We start from the raw sequence: 17,269 nt of genomic DNA, 5'->3' as shown, positions 1-17,269 counted from the left end.
TAGCGTGCGGCAGCTTGGTTGCCGACACGGAGATGCGATTATCGCCACAACAAGCTGAGATAAAGCAGCGTAATGACGGTGATACTGACGATGATAAGGCCGTTGATAAACCACTGTGGCGCCGGCTGCGGTTGTAAGCGCTCGTCGCGCACCACCTCAAGCTCGGCCTGCAATGCTGCTAGCGTCACCTGCCGATTTGCCGGAAACGGATTGAGCATTCTCGCGATCAGCGCTTGAGTGGAAGGCGGCAACTGCTCACCATCCAACAGCTCGTGCAACACCCAACCCAGCGCGAAGAAATCGCTCCGTTCATCAATCGGCCAGCCGGCCCATTGTTCGGGCGGGGTGTAGGTAGGCCGGCCAATCCCCTGCACTTCCGGCGCGAGCTGGCCGTGATAGCGGCTCAGGCCGAAATCGATCAGTGCCACCTCACCGCGCACTCCCACTATAATGTTTTGTGGGTGCAGATCACCGTGAATGATCCCGTGCGCGTGCAAGATGCTTAGCACCCAGCAGAGATTGATCGCGATGGTGAGCGCGTCGTGCGGATGACCGGCGGCAAGGATGGACGCTAGCGTCTGGCCGGGAATGTAACGCTGGACATAGTAATACCCGTGGCGATCGCGGCCCATCGTAATGAAACGCGGGAAGCAGGGCCATTCACCATAATATGCCTCCGGTAGTGCGTGAACTATCTTGATCTCGCGCAAGAACGCGCGGGCAGCGTCGCGGATCGGCAAGCTGCGACTAGTGGGGGCAAGGCGTTTGATCACTACGAATTGCTTATCCCGCCCATCGTAAGCTAGATCAACAATGCTGTGAGCCGTGCGGGTCAGCAGGCGAACCACCTGAAAGCGATTGGCCACGACCTCGTTGCGCGGAACCGTTGTCATCACGGCACCTCCAACAGGTCGCGGAGGGTGCTGAATGGCGTTAAGCCATCGAGGACGAGCGTTTCATCACCATATTCGATCATTAGTGTGCCGGTATCGAACCAGTAACCGATGGGATTGGACGGGAAGCAATATTCGCGGACATAGATCCGTTCGATGATGCGGCGTGAACCAAACGGATAGCCGTAATCGATGATGAGCCTGTCACGGGTGATCACGATGTTGAACCGGCGTTCTCGGATCACCAGCACGATCAAGACCAGCAGGGCAGTCGTACTTGCGAAGGCGAATCCAAATGCGAGCGAGATATGCCCAGTGATGAAGGTTTGCCGTGCCAATCCAGCGCAGCTTCCGTAGAGGGCAGCGAGGCCGAGATAGTGCTGTAGGCGCCGCAGCGGATGACGACGGAACGGGGTCGGGGGAGACTGGTGAATGATCGCCATCGTGTCCTCCTTCGCCGGGTGGCGCGAGCCGGTTCGGCAGCACGAACCGATCTGAGGGCCGGTGTTCCGCTAGGTGCCTGCTTCTAGCAAAAAGTACGGAAAATCACCTCCTTTTTACGCTTTTTTAATAAGTAAGTAAGTTTGTTGTATGCTGCGATGTGGATTTGATTTGTTACGATGATTATAAGTACCCACAGATCACATCGCATCCATCAGAAGACTCATGGTTGGATTAAGTGTGATCGCCAAAAGGATCATGCTTCATGGCAAAGATATGCCGGCGCTCGCCGCCATTCGGCAACAAAAAAACGGCGCAGCCGGCTGCGCCGTCTCTCAGTATCGCTATTGGCTCTCGGTTTAGGTCGATTCGGCTGGAAAGCTGCTGCCCACTTTTAAAATACCGAGATCATAGGCGCGCGCAATAGCGTGAACCCGATTGGTCACTTGCAATTTATCACAGATGTTTTGAATATCCCGTTTAACCGTGCCGGCGCTACAACTCAACTCTTTCATCATCTCTTCGATCAGAGCACCGCGCGCCATCAGGCGAAGGACTTGTTCTTCGCGTTCGGTGAGCGGGTTCGTGAGGTTATGCCGGGTATGCGCCCGCCGAACTTTCCGCAACACCTCCTCTAACAAGCGTTCGAGTTGGTCAGAGTCGTTGAAAACCTCTTTCGAGACGGCCATATCAGCGCCTTTGCGCTGGACCTGTTCGATCCACTCTGGATAAGCCGTCATCGCAATAACAGCCACCCGCGGCGCTTGGCGTTTGATCTGTTCGATCGCATGAACACCCGTCCATTTGTCGCCGTACCACGAAATATCCATCATGATGATATCTGGTTGGAGCTTGCTTGCCATGCTGATCGCTTCTTGTGGGGTGTGTGCTTCACCAACGCATTGAATATTGGGAATATAGGCGAGTACCTTTTTCAGCCCTTCGCGAAAGAGAGCTAAATCATCGGCAATAACGACTCTGATGAGGGTGTCCATGCCTGCTCCTCCTTGATCGGTCCGGTGATCTGCACGATGACGCCGCCGGTAGGACGTGGTTGTACGGTTGCCCGCCCGCCGATCCGTTCAGCCCATTGTTGAATTGCAGTTAAACCATACGCACCCCGCTGGCGCAGGCTTTCCATACTCTCCGCCATACCGCGACCGTTATCTTCGATCGTGAGCGTAAAGCCAGTGTCTGTTTGGGTGTACTTAATCCATACCGCGCCGTCTGGCTTGAGATGGATTTCAGCGTGTTTCGCGATATTGGCGAGTGCTTCTTGACAAATGCGGAAGAGGGCGTAAGCCGTTTTCCGAGGCAGGCTGATGTTGGTCAAGGGATCGAAGAAGATCGGGATATCTTTGAGCACCGATCCTCTAAGCAAATTGATGTAATCATTGACCATCCGGTCAAATGACTGCTCGAGATCGGTACGTCCGCGGAGATCGTCTTGAATATAGCGCAATTGTTGGTAGAGAAACTTCGCCGCTTGATTCGTTTGCAGTAACTGCGGGGTAATCGAAGCTACCGGCTCAGCTCGTTCGAGTTGTCTGATCATCGTATTGAGTGAGAAAATTATGGTTCCTTGCACAAAATTAAGCAGATCATGGACATCGAGACCTAAACTTTCGCGGGTTGTCCGGCGAATATTGACGATATTCACCCCGTTCAAGACTTGTTTACCAAATAATTCCAATAAATCATGCGCTGGCGCAGGGAAACCCTCGCCATAGTCAGGTTCGTAATTTTCAAAGATTAATACGCCAACCACCATCTGGCGCTGGTCGCGAATCGGGCCAGCAAGCAAGGAACGACCGCGCGCGGTAGGCAAATGCTCAAGCTCATCGCCGGCAATGCCATGTTCGGCATACCATGCCAGCAACGTATCACCAGTAAGGGTGATGATCTGATTGTGCGCCGCAATGGTGGTCGCCAAACGCCAATAGGCTTCATTGTCGAAGTAACCATCGCGCTGCGATGACACCGCTAGCTCAAACTCATAATCTGGTGATCGGCGCAGGAAGATGGTACAGTGCTCGCATGCGAACAGGTTCGCTCCGAGCTGGGCATACGATGCAATGAGTTTGCGCTCGTCATGAATGCTCATTAACGCCGTGCCGCTCTCAAGCAACACCCGTAACTGTTTTTGTTGCTGTTGTAGCGTTTCCACCAGCCGCGCGTTGTCAATTGCCGAAGCGGCGGCATTGGCAAGCAGCATGCTCAATACTACATCGCCTTCACGGTAGAAGGAGGGCGTATGGCTGTCGAGCGCGATCATCCCGATACATTGGCTGCGATAGATCAGCGGTGTATAGAGGATGCTGCGAATGTTCGCTGTCTGATACCGTTCCGATTCTTGGACAAAGTGGGGGTAGGTTTGGGTGACATCAGTCTCAACCAGCGGTTGTTGCTCACGCAACACACGGCTGTTAGGGAACCGCTCATCGTGAATATCGAACGATAAGGAACAAACCGCGTTCCGATCAGCAAAGCCGTCGCATTCGACAATCTGCAAATAATGGCCGTAGAGCAACTGAATCGAAGCGCTGTCGTAGCCTATCAGATTATGATAAGCTTTGAGGATATGCTGATAGACGCCGGTAATGCCTTCGCTCAAGTCGCTCATCTGCTGAATATGCTTGCGTAGGCGTTCAGCCTGTTCGTTCCGCCAAATCACGGCTGCTGCCAGCTGGGCATGGGTCGCCAGCGCCTCGAACCGCCGGCGTTCCTCGGAGGTAAATGTCCGTGGCTTATCGTAATCAAGGGTGAGAATGCCAATAATGCTGAGGTAGCCGATCAGTGGCGCGACCATCAGCGCGCCAATAGGTGGTTTGCGGTGAATAAAATCGGGGTCGTGAGCGGTATCCGTGACAAACTGAATGTGCCCTTCACGCAGTGCGCGCGCATTAATGCCGGCGAGGGGGCTAGGTGGTGCGCCGTAATCAAAGCCGCGCCGGTGGCGGGCCACGATCAATTGTAAGGTCTGGCTCGCCCGATCGAGCCGCCGGATTTCACATTTGCTTGCGGCAGGAAACGCTTTCAGCGCTTCTTCAACGATCGTAGCAAAAACGGTTTGGCCGCGCGTGCTGGCATCGTAGATGCGGTAGAACCGTTCCGTCTCTTCAAGCTGCCGTTGCCGGGCAAGGTACAGTTCCCGGTACTCGATTGCATGGGCGAGCCGTTCGCAGATCATGGTCAAATCAATTTCATGCAGGCGCTGAAACCCCTCACTGTGCAATTGGCCGTGCTCGTTCAGCCGGTTGACTAACCGCACAACGCCGATAATCCGCCGGCGTCCGTTGAGTGGTACGACTAAGAGATGTTTCACTTGCCTGCTAGGGAGGGCCTGTTTGTATGCCTCAAAATATTTGGGATGCGCGGCCAGATATTCGGCAAGATTATCGATGATCACTGGTGAGGCGTCGAGGTTATTGGCGACAACGGTTCGCCCAAACGGTGATCCCGCTAAACCGGGCAATGCAAGCCCGGTAATCCCTTGGCCTAATTCGTAATTCTCCTCGAACGGTAAGGGCGGGCCACTGATGATGTCACGGGTCAGCCGCCCATCCTTGAACCAAAAGATCGCCGCTGATTCCGCTCCAAAATCTTTACGCACCGAGTTCAGCAGTTGGTGAAGAGCGATTGTATACCCTTGCTGATCCTCTTCAACAATAGCATTGAGCAATTGTTCGTACAAATCCAGCCGGATCGTGCGCGGTGGATTGAGAAACAGCAAGAGCTGCTCACCATCTGCGACCCGTTGCGACTCGACATCAAATTTGATTCTACGCCCACCGGGAATTTGCATAGTGTATCGTTGCGGATAGGGTTGGGGCTGTTGGCAGGCTACGCAATTCGCATGCAAGCAAACCAAATACTCGTAGCAGGTCATCTTTGGCGTCCATGGGCCAAATTGCTGTTCGAGCGCATGATTGACAAACACGAGCCGGCGATGTTGATCGACCACGCAGATTCCAGCTTGATATCGATCAAGGATTTGGACTAATTCGGTCTGCAAACTCGCAAAAGCGTCCGGATGCAACGATATGCGGCGCAAGACATATAACAACAGCAAGCCAAAGATCGTAATGGTAGGCGCGATCGCGATTTCGAGCAGACTATCAGCATGAAAGCTGCCTACCGCGGTGGCCGCGCTAATCGAAAGCCCACTAATGATGCTGCCCCAGAGGTTGTTGAGAAAGCGCATCGCGCTAACGATGGGGATGAGGTAGAGTACCCAAAAGACGTTGGACGCCGCCCCAAGCTGCAGAATAGCCAAGCTGATTAAGATGACTTCGATCAGATTTTGCAGGAACTTCGCTAACGGTTTGTGCCATTGTTCCGGTTGAAACGCACCCCAAACAGCCGTAAACACCTGAAAACAGGTCATTATGCCGATGATAAGCCAGCCTGTTTTTAAGTTTGGCTCCGGTATGTTTGGCGCTTTGAGCCATGCCCACACGATGAGCAAACCTAAACCACCGACCCGCAGGCACCAAATCAAGAACAACGCACCGCGCTCTTGGCCGAACCATGCTCTGAGCTGGCGCCACCGCCAGTTGAGATTGAAACGCATGTCGGGGCTAGACTGCGCCTTCTCAGTTGCAGGATTGAGCGGCATGTTTGACCATCCTTTACGTACTGGTCGTCTGCCATGAATACATGTATCGTACCAGTCGCAGCAATCGTATGGGAAGGTACAAATTGTTCGATTCGTTCAGCAAACCGTGATCTGTTTAGCTCATCGCACGTGCTTTCAACACCAATGCGGTATACTTGCACCTAAATGCCAAGCTAGTTTGCGACCTACGTTTTGCGCTATCCGTTCCCGCCTTCGTGTAGGTGGAGCATGCGGCGCCATCTCCCGCCGGGGGGTGGCCTAGTGGCAATACGGTGTTCTTGGTTACGAGCTTTTGGTCACGGAAAGTCAATGGTTATGGCTGAACCTAAACTGACTCTGCCGGCGTTGCATGTGTTACGGATCCGGGTCACGCTGCGGCTGGCGGCGCCAGTACGGTTGCCGTCGTTCAAAGGCGCGTTGTTTTGCAGCGGGTTGGGCTATGCGTTGCAACGGATTGCTTGCCCGCAACAGTGCTAGGGCTCGTTTAGATCGAGGTGCGTCTACTACGGCAACGCTTAGAACGTGATGATTGTGGGCGAGTCACCCGGGCGCCGGGTGGGACGATAGGGCGTAGGTCGTTGGCCCGCCCTGAAACGAGATGCCTTAGGAGACAGCAATGGACTTTAGCGAACAACTCCGTCGCTTCTGCGAACGAGTAGGTGACCGGCGTGCGGTGGCATTAATCCTCACCGGCAGCGGCCAAACCGATACCGCTGCGCTTTTGCTGGCGGCACTGCAACCGCAGCGAGTTGCCTTTCTGCTGACGCCGGAAACGCATAACTTCCCTGAACGAGTGACGCAGCAGATCGAGTTATCGCCTGATCCGAATTGGTTGCGCGAGGAAGTCCATTACACCGACATTAAGCAGGTCTATCGCGCATTGCGCGCGATCATCGAGAAGTGGTCTGATCTGCCGCGCGAACAGATCCTCGTTGATTTAACCGCCGGTACCAAAGTTATGTCGGTAGGGTTGGCCAAAGCGGCCTATGTGCTCGACCTCGGCACCATCTACATCGAGAGTGATTACGAGCAAAACCGGCCTAAGCCGGGCACGCAGCGTCTGATCGATCCGCCTGATCCGTATGAAGTCTTTGGCGATCTCGAAGCAGAGGAGGCCGCTCGCGCCTTCAATACCCACGACTACCTGCGCGCAGAGCAAATCTACGCCGATCTAGCCCGGCGGGCGCCGGAACCTGATCGCGCAACGTATGCCGCCCTCAGACAATTGGCCGACTCTTATATCAAATGGGAAGCGTTTGATTTGAAGGCTGCTGCCCAGACGTTGCAGAGTCTGCTGAGTAAACCGTTGCCTGCGAAACTCGCGCACCATCATAACGTCTTACAAGCTCAGCAGACTGCGTTAGCGCACCTCGTCCAGACTATCAGTGCCATGACACAATCCGCTCGCGCTCTTGCCACTCTGAAAGACCTCGATGCTGTGCTGCCGCTGCTTGGTTCGCTGCACGCCAATGCTTTGCGCCGTGAAGCGCAGCGACGCTTCGACACAGCCGCATTACTGCGATACCGGTGTATGGAATTGATGAGCCAGCACCGGCTGGCGACCTATGACGTGTTAGCTGAAGAACCTGATTTAGATACGCTCAAGCAACGGATTCCAGATCTTGATCAACGTTACCGGCAGGTTGAGCAATCGCTCGGTTTTCAGGGGCGGGGATTGCAACCGAACCGCAATGGCGCATACAACCCGATTACGCTACTCAATGGCTATATGCTGCTAGCTGCGCTGAACGATCCTTTGGTGCAACGTGTGGAACCAATCGAGATTCGCAATCGCTCACACGTCCGCAATCGCAGCATTCTCGCCCACGGCTTCCGCCAGATTACCGAAGCTGAATATTGCGATTTTGTTGAGGTGGTTGAAGAGTTGCTCAATCAATTCTTCGCGATTGGGCAACGGTCGCGCAACGATTGGGAGGCGCTGTACCGGTTTGTGACGGTGTGATGAGGCAGCGGTTAAAGGCTGGCACTGGCTCGTCCTTATCAGTCAAACGGTTCAGTCCCTTCACCGGTTCCGCTCCCCAATTGTCATTGCGAGCCGCCGGAGACGGCACAGCAATCTCCTGCGAGCACGGGAAAGATTGGTTCCGCCATTGGTTGCGCTGAAGCAGGAGATTGCTGTGGTCGGGCGGTACCCAGCCGCGCCGGCTGCCGTCGCTCCCTCGCAATGACACGAGGGGCACACTCTCGCAATGACAACGTCACGGCACTAATATCGCAAAATCGCCGCAATCCGCTGGTGGGCTTGGAGGGAACCGTTCGGCACAAAGACCACCTTGCCGCCGCGATCAATCACCACTGCGATCACCTCGTCCACTGCGTCATCGAGAGCGGCTGGCGTGGTTGGCTCATCAATGAAGATTAAGCGTTGGCTGCTCTCGTCAACCAACGCGGGCTGGTGGTAGTCTTCCTCGACTAACAGGGTTGCGATGCGACCTTCGTGGGCAAATCGCCACACTTCCCCCAACGTAGAGCAGTAGCGTTGCCCTCCTACCGCTACCTCAAGCTCACGCAAGACTTGTTGGCTGCGGTGTTGCAGGTTGGTTTCAACCAACGGCCAGATCAGGCGGCCAAGATCGTGGGCGGTGAAGGTATCGTAATTGCCGGTCAGGGTGGCGACAATCGCGTCGTGGTGCTTGCTCACTTCGCGGAAAAAGGCGAGGTAGCGATCAACCCCAATCAGCGCCAGCGGCAACGGATCGCCAGCCATAAACGGCGCGAAGGCTTCATCAACTTGCCGGAAGAAGATGCGGTGATGTTCGTCGCGGTAGGCCGACTGGTTAATCGCCGGGTCGTTGGGAATGCCGCGCGCGCCACCCGGCCCAAGGTGGGTCATGGGGAAGCCGCCGGTCTGAATTTCTTGCAACGTCTCGCGAGTAGCCTCGAACAGGCGAGTTGGCTTCTCGCTGAGGGCAAGCACCCAATAGCGCGGCGTGCGGTTGAGCGCGTAAACCAGATCGCGGGTGTAGAACGTTTCATCCACCACTACCCGCTCTTTCAGCGCAAATGGCACCATAAACATAAATGAGGTGTCTTGATTGACAAACATTGCCAATCCGTCCAGCGTGTAACGGTAATCGATGTCGCCGGCCAGCGCCTCAAGCCGGCGCAAGATTGGTTCGACGGTGCGCTTGCCGTAGGTGCCGGTGAGCCGGTTAGCGGCAGCCGTAACCAGATTCTTGACTCGGATGGGGTCTTGTTTGTTGTCGGGGGAGGTGCGGTGAGTGGGTAACGTGATGGTCAGTGAGGGATTGCTGCGCATTGATTGCAAGAGTTTTACGTCATTACTATTCATAAACACCTCCTCGTGATTGAGCAATACGCGGCGAACAGTGCCACGCGATGCGCTTACTGGCAGCATACCACGAAATAGGCTTTGTTGGGAAAACAGGCTGTCGCCGATCACGAGTAGGTGGCCGGATGGCACGTTGCTCAGCCTACCGCTTGAACAGCAGTCGATCCCCCTGAGCACGATCACAAGCAGAATAATGGCGCCAGTGGTTAGAACCCTGCTTGGTGCACCAAACGCAGCAGGGCATGCACTGCCGGCGGCGCGTTGGCGGCAACGACTTCAAACTGGCAGATGCGTTCGCCAATGCGGACGTGGAAAGAGTAGACATAACTGTCGGGCGATAATGCGATGCGGCGGGGGAGGCGGCAGGGGCGCGCGCGCAAGAGGGTGTGGTAGAGGCGAGCGATGAATCGCGGCGAGAGGGTGCGTGGACGGCGGGCAGGATCGTTGCTGATCACCAAGCCGTTGTGGTAGATGGTGATAGTGCGGGTGGTGAAACGCAGGCCGCCGCTACGGCTCACCCTCAACAACGCTAGCCGGGGCAGCGCCGGTGCGCGCAATGATGCGTCGCTGCCATCAGCGAGACGCTCACCGAGCGACCAGCCGCCTTGCTCATCGGGCATACTCATGGCACCTCCACCGAAGCGATAATTCGCGCCAGCGTGCCTTTAAGCCGGTCAAATTCGGCGGCGGGAGCAGCTAGCGTCAGATAGAATGAATGGTTCGCGGTGATGAAGATATATTCGCGCACCCGCACTACCACCGGTAAAGCCGGACGGCGCGGCTCATCAATTGGCTGTACCACATAGGCAAAATCGGTAGCAATCGCGCGCTGGCCAGCGACTGCTGTCTCGGCTTCGCGCAGAAAATGGTAGGCAGTTAGCAGACTGCGATCTTCCATCCGGCGGTCGAGCAGCTCCTGCAAGGTCGGCGGATTGGCCGGATCAATGTCGCGTTGTTCAACGCTTAGCGTGGTCTTGAACAAGCTCGCCGTTTGCGGATCTTCCACCTTCAGCAGCAGATCATTCAGCGCGTCAACACTGACCCAATGGGCCGGATAGGCGAGGCGGAAAGTTTCATCAGGGCTAACAAACGATCGGGTTGCCGTCTCGGTGCGCCACATCAGCAACGTGCCGGCTAATAGCGCCAGCATCGTGACCAGCGCCACGCCGAGGTCTTTATTCCAGAGCCGCACGCGCCAAACGCGTTCATTGCCAATCTGCCCGATCATTAGGGTTCTGCTCGCTACTACGACTGCTGCAACGTGACCGTCACACTCCGCCGGACTAGGGCGATCAGGGTGAGATACGCGATCAGGGCCACCGCCACCCCCAGCGCCAGCGAACGCCACGGATCGACGGTGAGGCCCACGGCGCTCACTTCAGCGATTAGCCAGCTCACCAAACCGTTCAGCGCAGCGGTAACGGCGAAGCCAAGCGGTACAAACCAGATCGGGCGATGGCTAAATTTGGCTTCCGCCATGACGTACCCCATCAACCCGCCAAAGCTGGCCTGTGCCAACGCCGTAGTAGCAGTTGTGATCACCCCCGGCGCCAACCCCACCCCTTCGCTCGCCAACACGTAGCGCAGATTGAGCAGGGTAGCCACGCCGAGACCGGCGACCGTGCCATAGACAATCCCATCCATCCGTTCATCGAACTCATCGGTAGCGTAGACCATTGTGCGCACGGCAACGTAAGCGATCACCTGCCGTAGCGGCCCCAAGATACAGAGCGCCGCTAGCAACGACGTAGTTGTATCGGCGGCTGCCCATTCACTGACCCGCCACCACTCTTCGACCGCCCGCCGCCCGATCACATCGGTGAGCAACAACGCCATAAGGAACACGGCGGCAAGCTTGTGTTTCGGTTCTGGTTCGAGTCGGTCTTGGCGATAAAAGAAGATTAGCCACAGCGCCGCCGGCAACACCGACAAGACAATGCCGGCCAAGAGCAGGGGCAGGTCGCTGAGCGGGCCAATGGCATTGCCTAGCCATGCCAGCATCGCGCTGAGCGCAGCCATACCGAGAATCTGGATAAGGCTGGCCTGCCAGAAACCACGGTGCGGTTTGTTGACTAGCGCATAATGGCGCGCGCAATAGATCCTCCCGCCGAGGATGTGGTAGGGCGGCGATTGGGGTTGGTGGCAGATGCAGCATTCAAAGCGTTCGTTTGACATAAAATGAGTTCTTTGCAATCCGGTTACAGTTCGGGTGGAGCGCGCTCCGCCGCTACTACCGCGATCGGCGCATCTGGACATCGACCCGGTACGGATTGGTTGCCGTCGCCGGGATGCGCAATTCACCATCGGAAAGAATCGTTCGATACCCGCGCGCCACCACTATCACGCTATAACTCTGCCCGCGCAGCACCGGCTGCTCGGTACGGAAGCCGCCATTGTCATCAGCGATTGCCATCGTCAACACCTCATCGGGCGTGAGCGTATCATCAGCAGCGGCTTGGCGCGCCGTAATGCCCGGTCGCAGAATAAAGATCTGCGCGCCGCGCACACCACGCCCGCTGTCGGCGTTGCTGATCGTGCCTTGCAGGAAGACCAGATCATTATTATTGACCGGCGGCGTGCTTGGTGCATTGCCGGTAGTACAAACGATCAACGCCACATCATCAACAAACATACTGCTGATATTGCCACGCGGATTTTCGGCGGCAAAGACGATGCGCACCGTCTTGCCGGCATACCGGCTAGCATCGGCGCGCCGGTCACGCCACGTATCATCGCCATCGCGTGAGCGAATCCGCTCTACGACGGCTAGCGGATTGGTGCGGGTATCGGCGATGACGACTGAGAAGAACGCTTCACTGACAAAGAGACCAGCGATGCCGCTGGCCTCGAAATGCACCAGCCGGGCATAGCGCAACTCAACGCTGGTAGCATTCGCCGGAATACGAACATCTTGATAGATGAGCTGCAAACTCTCTTGATCGGTTCCTCCCAGCCATGCGCTGCGTTTGCCGCTGCGGGGCAATTCAGGGTCGATCAACGAGGCGTCAAGCGATGTGACCTGTTCCCAGCCAGTATCAGCTTCAAATCCGCCATTAACCATCAGATCGCTGCAACCGGGAGGGAGACTCTGTGCTGCCGGCGGCGCCGGTGTTGTGTTGGGCAAGCTGCTCGGCGGCTGCACTACTGGGCCGCCGGGGGTAGCCGTGCTGGTTATGCCAACGGCGGCAAAGGCATCGCGTACCGCAGCAACTTCGGTCTGGCCATAAAGATCGGCAGCGGCGCGAGCGGTGGCGGCGGCAGCATCGGCGAAAGTGCTGCTTGGCGCAAGGTATTGGGTCAGCGTGCGATAATAGATTCGTTCCACCTTTTCGCGCCCGATTTGTTGTGCGAGCAAGTAGGCGGCGTGGTTGGGAATGCCGCTATTCACATGCACGCCGCCGTTATCAGTGCGTCGAGTGTTGGGCAAGTTTGCATACTCTTTCATTGTGGCCGGTTGGCCGACGCTGCGCAGCGGATCGAGCGCATTATATCGTCCGTTTAACGTCGGATCAGCCAAGCTGCGCAAGTGATTGACCGGATACGGCGGCGACTTCACCACGTCCTCGCCGATCAGCCAGTCGTCGCGGTCGATCATCACCGCAAACACATCGGCATACGACTCGTTGAGCGCGCCTGACTGGTTTTCATAGATCAACTGCGCGGTCGCATCGATCACGCCGTGGGTAAACTCGTGGCCGATCACATCGAGACCATACGGCAACGGTTTGAAGAGCCGTCCGCCATCGCCGTAGATCATCTGCTTGAGTTCGCCAATCCATGCCGCGTTGTCGGCATCTTCAGGAGCGCTGCCATAGCTGACGGTTGAGACCATTGCGCCGCCGCGACCGTCAAACGAGTCGCGTTGGTGGGTATTGAAGTAGTAGTCGTAGACCTTGCCGGCTCCTTCGTGAGCGACGCGCGCAATTGCATCGCGGGGTAGTTCACCCTCTTCGGCCAGCAAGCGACCGGGCAAGCGGGTGGTATTGTTGGCGGTATAGGTGCGGCGGCGTTTTGCGCCAGCGAGTTGGTCAATCGCATGCACGACACTGCCGCGCCGTGCCTGCACAAACACCTGCCACTCGCCGAGCGGCGCGGTGGTCAGCACACGCACCGACCAGACCAGCACTGCATGGCCGTCGGCGCGAACATAGATCACCAAACTGGTGCGATCGGGCACCGGCGTAAATTGTACCTGCATCCGCTCGTCCGGCTCCAGTTCTTGCCAGATATGGCCGAGGGCAATTGTTAGTGCCGCTTGCGGCGCGATCGCAGGTTGGGTTTCGAGTGTAATTCCCGGTTCAAAGTGACCATTGACCGCCACCACCTGCCTTGCCGGATCGAGATGAACAATCAACCGGCGGCCAAAGACGGGTACGCCGTTGTAAACCTGTTCAAAGCGGATATGGTGAAAACCGAGCTGGCGATCAGGTTCCGGCGGTAATGGGCGTAACTCAGCGGCGACGCTGCGTAGGCCAAAGAGGGCGCGTTCGTGGTCGAGAAAGCCGCGAGCAATCGCAAGCGGGTTGCCGATTTCGGCGGCGGTCGGAGTGTAGGGCAAGCGGCCATCAGTAGTGGCGGGAACGAGAACAGTGGGGATGCCGGTACGGGCATCCCATGCGGCGAGCAACGGTGTTGTGGTGCGAGCAGCTAAGGCGGTGAAAGCATGGCTGGCGTGGGTCGCAACCGGCGCGAATAGAGGGCGGAGCGCAATATCAATTGGGGCAACCGGCCACAACTGTATGACCAGCAAAGCAACCATCAGCCCACTGATCAGTGCTCCGAACCGGTGTTGCTTGAGGCTTACCAGCACGCGCATTCCTTTCGCTACGCGGTTTTAACGCAGGCACCGGGCTAGAGGTGCATCGCTGGGGCGGCACAGCCGTGCGGCCCTACGAGGGCGATTGTTCGCGGGCGAGGTAATAGGTCATACTTTGCAACACCGCTACCGGATCGATATACCGCACCCAGACATCTTCAGGCACTTGCAAAATCATGGGCGCATAGCTCAGGATGGCGCGCACGCCAGCTTCGATCAACACATCGGCGACACGCTGTGCTTGCAATGCCGGCACCGCGATAATCGCTAACTTAATGTGCTTTTCGGCGATAACGCGCCGCACATTGGCGAAGTCTTGCACGACCAGCTCGCCGACCTGCTGGCCAATCTTCGCCGGGTCAGAGTCAAAGAGCGCAACAATCTCGATCCCTTCCGTGCGGAAACCTTCGTAGCGGGCAATGGCTTGTCCTAGCAGACCAATGCCCACAAGTGCCACTGGCCAATGTTGGTTGATGCCAAGAATGCGCTCGATGTGTTTCAACAACTTCTCGACATCGTAGCCGATACCTTGCTTACCAAACTCGCCGAAATACGAAAGGTCTTTGCGAATCTGGGCTGCGGTGACATTGATCCGTTCACCAAGCTCTTGGGAAGAGACAGAGTGAATACCCTCTTCGAGCAGGTAGCGCAAGCTCCGTGCATAGAGAGGAAGTCGCCGAATAACAACATCAGGTGGTAAATCAGAACGCTCCACGAAAGTCCTCCATTGGTTCGGGGAGAGTGTCGTGAAGTGTAGCACAAGCTTATCGGTTCTGCAAGAGCTTGTATCGCGTAATTTAGCGAGCATTTTACGCCAAACTACGCCTAGCTGTGGCATCGCGTCACATGTGCTACAATGCGCCCGCAGGGAGTCTGCCTGAATGACGGAAATGGGTATGGATACGCTAGCGGGCAAACGAATTGTACTAGGCGTGTGCGGCAGTATTGCTGCCTACAAAGTCGTACAAGTGGCGCGCGATCTCACGTTAGCTGGGGCGCAGGTTGATGTCATTATGACCGAAGCTGCCGAGCGGTTTGTCGGCCCGGCAACGTTTCAAGCACTCACTGGGCGGCCAGTCTTGACCGACATGTGGAGCTTGCCTGAAGACGGGGTGATCGGTCATGTGAGCCTTGGCATGCGGGCCGATGCAGTGGTGATCGCGCCAGCGACGGCCAATACTATTGCCCGGCTGGCTGCCGGTCTATGCGATGACCTGCTCACCACTACGGTGCTGGCAACGCGCGCACCATTGCTAATTGCGCCGGCGATGAATCCCTCGATGTACGAACATCCGGCGACGCAGGCCAATGTAGCGACGCTACGCGCGCGCGGGGCGTATGTACTTGAGCCGGAGGTGGGTCGGATGGCCGAGCCGGTGGTTGGTCGTGGTCGTCTGCCCGAACCAGCCGACCTGCTGGCTGAACTTCGCGCCTTACTGGGTCGCCAACACGGGCCGCTGCGGGGCCGTCGCGTGGTGGTGACGGCAGGCGGTACCCGTGAGCCGATCGATCCGGTACGCTACCTTGGCAATCGCTCGTCGGGGCAAATGGGGTATGCGCTGGCCGAACGCGCCCGTGATCTAGGTGCGACAGTGACGCTGATTAGCGGCCCGGTTGCGCTCACTCCGCCGCGAGCAGTCACCTATGTCGCGGTCGAAACCGCCTTAGAGATGCGCGCAGCGGTGCAAGCCGCTTGTACCCAAGCCGACATCTTGATTATGAACGCGGCAGTAGCCGACTTTCGCCCTGCTCACATAGCGGCTGAGAAGATTAAGAAGCATGGCGATGCAGGCATGACCCTGCAACTGGTACAAAATCCTGATGTCGTCGGTGAATTAGCGCACCGCACCGATATCTTTAAGGTTGGCTTCGCCGCCGAAACGCATGACCTATTGGCTAATGCCCGCAGCAAGTTGCAACGGAAAGGGTTGAATCTGATCGTTGCCAACGATGCGATTGCTAGCATCGGCCAACCTGAGATAACCTTGACCGTCCTTGATGGTGAGCAGGCCGTGGAATTGCCGCGGCAACTGAAAGCTGAAGCGGCGGCCACGCTGCTTGATCTGATCGTAGCCCGGTTTGAGCAGTGGCTGCTTGCGCGCCAGCCACGTGCCGGAGAGATTGCAGACTGATGACCACTGAACCGCAACCAAACCAATCACCACCTGAACCTACTCCAACCCCGCGCCCGACCCGGCGTTTAACAGCGCCCCGGCTGCCGCGATCAGCTCCACCGGCAGAACGCCACCCATCGCGGGCTGAGATTGACGATCTCATTGGCGCGCTTGGCGATCCGGCCCATCCGCGCCACGCCGAAGCGGTTGATGCGCTCGTCAACATCGGCTCAGCGGCAGTGCCGGCCTTGTGCGCCATTATTAACCCTGATCAGCCTTGGTTGGTCGTCTATCGCGCGACGGAAGCGTTGGCACAGATTGGCGATGGCCGGGCGACGGGGCCGTTGATTGCCGCTCTTAAGCATCAAAACGCCAATGTGCGGTGGGGGGCGGTGCGCGCTTTGACCCAAGTCGGCGATGTGCGCGCCTTATTGGCCCTCCGCGAAGTGGCCCGTTCGGATCAAGGCCGCACCAGTTGGGGCGAATCGGTGGCCGGCGCCGCGCAGAGCGCACTCGATTTGCTTAGCAAGCGGAGCATTTGGGCGCAGAGCCTCGAATTGATCAAATTGGCGATTGTCAGCGTGATCTTTTTGTTGTCAGTGGCGCTTGCTTTTGGTGTTGTCGGAACGTTGCGCAATGAGCTAGAGCAATTTGGTCGCTATGTGCCCGGCCAGACCGAATTGCCGACGCTCGTGCTGCCGACACCGCGCCCGACCGCGACCCCGCGTCGGCCAACGCCGGCGGCGAACCAAACTCCAGCACCGGTAGCACAGCCGATCACCGGCACGGCGTTGCAAGTGGCGAATGTGCGCCCGTTGCCGGGCACCAATAATCAACCGATCGGGCGCATTAATGCCGGTGATGAGATCATCTTTTTGGCCCGCACCGCAAATGACCAGTGGTACCTCATCCGGCTAGGCGAACGGTACAGTCCCGACTCGTTTATTGCCAATCCCGATGGCAGCGGTGCCGGTTGGGTGAACCGGGCACTGGTTTCACCGCCATCGGCAGAGGTGCCGATTCAAGAGCCGTTACCGCTCACTACACCCACGGTAACGCCGTAATGGGTGAGGG

General features: G+C 57.2%; 14 protein-coding genes. 4 read left to right on the top strand and 10 right to left on the bottom strand.

Annotated elements, in window-relative coordinates:
* Positions 1-38 precede the first annotated feature (38 nt).
* The 4 genes from Q1A00_RS13120 to Q1A00_RS13105 form a co-directional block, all read right to left on the bottom strand.
* Positions 39-893, bottom strand: coding sequence for a serine/threonine-protein kinase (locus tag Q1A00_RS13120; RefSeq protein WP_298405356.1), 855 nt, complete (start codon positions 891-893; stop codon positions 39-41).
* Positions 893-1,336: a PH domain-containing protein gene (locus tag Q1A00_RS13115; RefSeq protein WP_298405358.1), complete on the bottom strand. Its 444-nt coding sequence runs from the start codon at positions 1,334-1,336 to the stop codon at positions 893-895. Before Q1A00_RS13115 ends, Q1A00_RS13120 begins: the two co-directional genes overlap by 1 nt.
* A gap of 357 nt (positions 1,337-1,693) precedes the next feature.
* A complete protein-coding gene (locus Q1A00_RS13110; RefSeq protein ID WP_298405361.1) occupies positions 1,694-2,329 on the bottom strand; it encodes a response regulator in 636 nt (211 codons plus the stop codon).
* Positions 2,290-5,952, bottom strand: a complete 3,663-nt coding sequence (locus tag Q1A00_RS13105; RefSeq protein WP_298405365.1) for a GAF domain-containing protein — start codon at positions 5,950-5,952, stop codon at positions 2,290-2,292. The genes Q1A00_RS13110 and Q1A00_RS13105 overlap by 40 nt, the downstream gene beginning before the upstream one ends.
* 315 nt (positions 5,953-6,267) lie before the next feature.
* Here Q1A00_RS13105 and Q1A00_RS13100 point away from each other — a divergent pair, with 315 nt between their 5' ends.
* Both Q1A00_RS13100 and Q1A00_RS13095 read left to right on the top strand, forming a co-directional pair.
* A complete protein-coding gene (locus Q1A00_RS13100) occupies positions 6,268-6,429 on the top strand; it encodes a hypothetical protein (protein ID WP_298405368.1) in 162 nt (53 codons plus the stop codon).
* A gap of 139 nt (positions 6,430-6,568) precedes the next feature.
* Positions 6,569-7,915 (top strand): TIGR02710 family CRISPR-associated CARF protein, encoded by a 1,347-nt coding sequence (locus Q1A00_RS13095; RefSeq protein WP_298405371.1) that lies wholly within the window; start codon positions 6,569-6,571, stop codon positions 7,913-7,915.
* Positions 7,916-8,179: 264 nt separating this feature from the next.
* Here Q1A00_RS13095 and Q1A00_RS13090 read toward each other — a convergent pair whose 3' ends face one another.
* From Q1A00_RS13090 to Q1A00_RS13065, 6 genes are all read right to left on the bottom strand, one after another.
* Positions 8,180-9,265 (bottom strand): hypothetical protein, encoded by a 1,086-nt coding sequence (locus tag Q1A00_RS13090; protein ID WP_298405374.1) that lies wholly within the window; start codon positions 9,263-9,265, stop codon positions 8,180-8,182.
* 206 nt (positions 9,266-9,471) lie between these two features.
* Complete coding sequence (locus Q1A00_RS13085; protein ID WP_298490064.1) at positions 9,472-9,885, bottom strand: hypothetical protein; 414 nt, start codon at positions 9,883-9,885, stop codon at positions 9,472-9,474.
* Positions 9,886-9,887: 2 nt separating this feature from the next.
* Positions 9,888-10,493 carry a hypothetical protein gene (locus Q1A00_RS13080; RefSeq protein WP_298405379.1) on the bottom strand — a complete coding sequence of 202 codons (606 nt, stop codon included), beginning with the start codon at positions 10,491-10,493 and terminating at the stop codon, positions 9,888-9,890.
* A 17-nt stretch (positions 10,494-10,510) separates the two neighbouring features.
* Positions 10,511-11,440 carry a PrsW family glutamic-type intramembrane protease gene (locus Q1A00_RS13075; RefSeq protein WP_298405382.1) on the bottom strand — a complete coding sequence of 310 codons (930 nt, stop codon included), beginning with the start codon at positions 11,438-11,440 and terminating at the stop codon, positions 10,511-10,513.
* A 55-nt stretch (positions 11,441-11,495) separates the two neighbouring features.
* Complete coding sequence (locus Q1A00_RS13070; RefSeq protein WP_299757229.1) at positions 11,496-14,075, bottom strand: M4 family metallopeptidase; 2,580 nt, start codon at positions 14,073-14,075, stop codon at positions 11,496-11,498.
* Between the two features lie 79 nt (positions 14,076-14,154).
* A complete protein-coding gene (locus Q1A00_RS13065) occupies positions 14,155-14,796 on the bottom strand; it encodes a redox-sensing transcriptional repressor Rex (RefSeq protein ID WP_298405388.1) in 642 nt (213 codons plus the stop codon).
* Between the two features lie 181 nt (positions 14,797-14,977).
* Between Q1A00_RS13065 and coaBC the strand changes: the two genes are divergently transcribed.
* Both coaBC and Q1A00_RS13055 read left to right on the top strand, forming a co-directional pair.
* Positions 14,978-16,213, top strand: coding sequence for a bifunctional phosphopantothenoylcysteine decarboxylase/phosphopantothenate--cysteine ligase CoaBC (gene coaBC / locus Q1A00_RS13060; protein ID WP_298405392.1), 1,236 nt, complete (start codon positions 14,978-14,980; stop codon positions 16,211-16,213).
* A complete protein-coding gene (locus tag Q1A00_RS13055) occupies positions 16,213-17,259 on the top strand; it encodes an SH3 domain-containing protein (protein WP_298405395.1) in 1,047 nt (348 codons plus the stop codon). The genes coaBC and Q1A00_RS13055 overlap by 1 nt, the downstream gene beginning before the upstream one ends.
* Positions 17,260-17,269: the final 10 nt, after the last annotated feature.

The organism is uncultured Chloroflexus sp. (assembly GCF_938091255.1).
GTDB lineage: Bacteria > Chloroflexota > Chloroflexia > Chloroflexales > Chloroflexaceae > Chloroflexus.
The sequence above is the reverse complement of the archived record's forward strand: the minus strand, read 5'-3'. Positions and strand labels throughout refer to the sequence as shown.

Coding starts and splice junctions, on each gene's coding strand:
- Q1A00_RS13120 (WP_298405356.1), bottom strand. CDS start 893: ATGACAACGGTTCCGCGCAACGAGGTCGTGGCCAATCGCTTTCAGGTG.
- Q1A00_RS13115 (WP_298405358.1), bottom strand. CDS start 1,336: ATGGCGATCATTCACCAGTCTCCCCCGACCCCGTTCCGTCGTCATCCG.
- Q1A00_RS13110 (WP_298405361.1), bottom strand. CDS start 2,329: ATGGACACCCTCATCAGAGTCGTTATTGCCGATGATTTAGCTCTCTTT.
- Q1A00_RS13105 (WP_298405365.1), bottom strand. CDS start 5,952: ATGCCGCTCAATCCTGCAACTGAGAAGGCGCAGTCTAGCCCCGACATG.
- Q1A00_RS13100 (WP_298405368.1), top strand. CDS start 6,268: ATGGCTGAACCTAAACTGACTCTGCCGGCGTTGCATGTGTTACGGATC.
- Q1A00_RS13095 (WP_298405371.1), top strand. CDS start 6,569: ATGGACTTTAGCGAACAACTCCGTCGCTTCTGCGAACGAGTAGGTGAC.
- Q1A00_RS13090 (WP_298405374.1), bottom strand. CDS start 9,265: ATGAATAGTAATGACGTAAAACTCTTGCAATCAATGCGCAGCAATCCC.
- Q1A00_RS13085 (WP_298490064.1), bottom strand. CDS start 9,885: ATGCCCGATGAGCAAGGCGGCTGGTCGCTCGGTGAGCGTCTCGCTGAT.
- Q1A00_RS13080 (WP_298405379.1), bottom strand. CDS start 10,493: ATGATCGGGCAGATTGGCAATGAACGCGTTTGGCGCGTGCGGCTCTGG.
- Q1A00_RS13075 (WP_298405382.1), bottom strand. CDS start 11,440: ATGTCAAACGAACGCTTTGAATGCTGCATCTGCCACCAACCCCAATCG.
- coaBC (WP_298405392.1), top strand. CDS start 14,978: ATGGATACGCTAGCGGGCAAACGAATTGTACTAGGCGTGTGCGGCAGT.
- Q1A00_RS13055 (WP_298405395.1), top strand. CDS start 16,213: ATGACCACTGAACCGCAACCAAACCAATCACCACCTGAACCTACTCCA.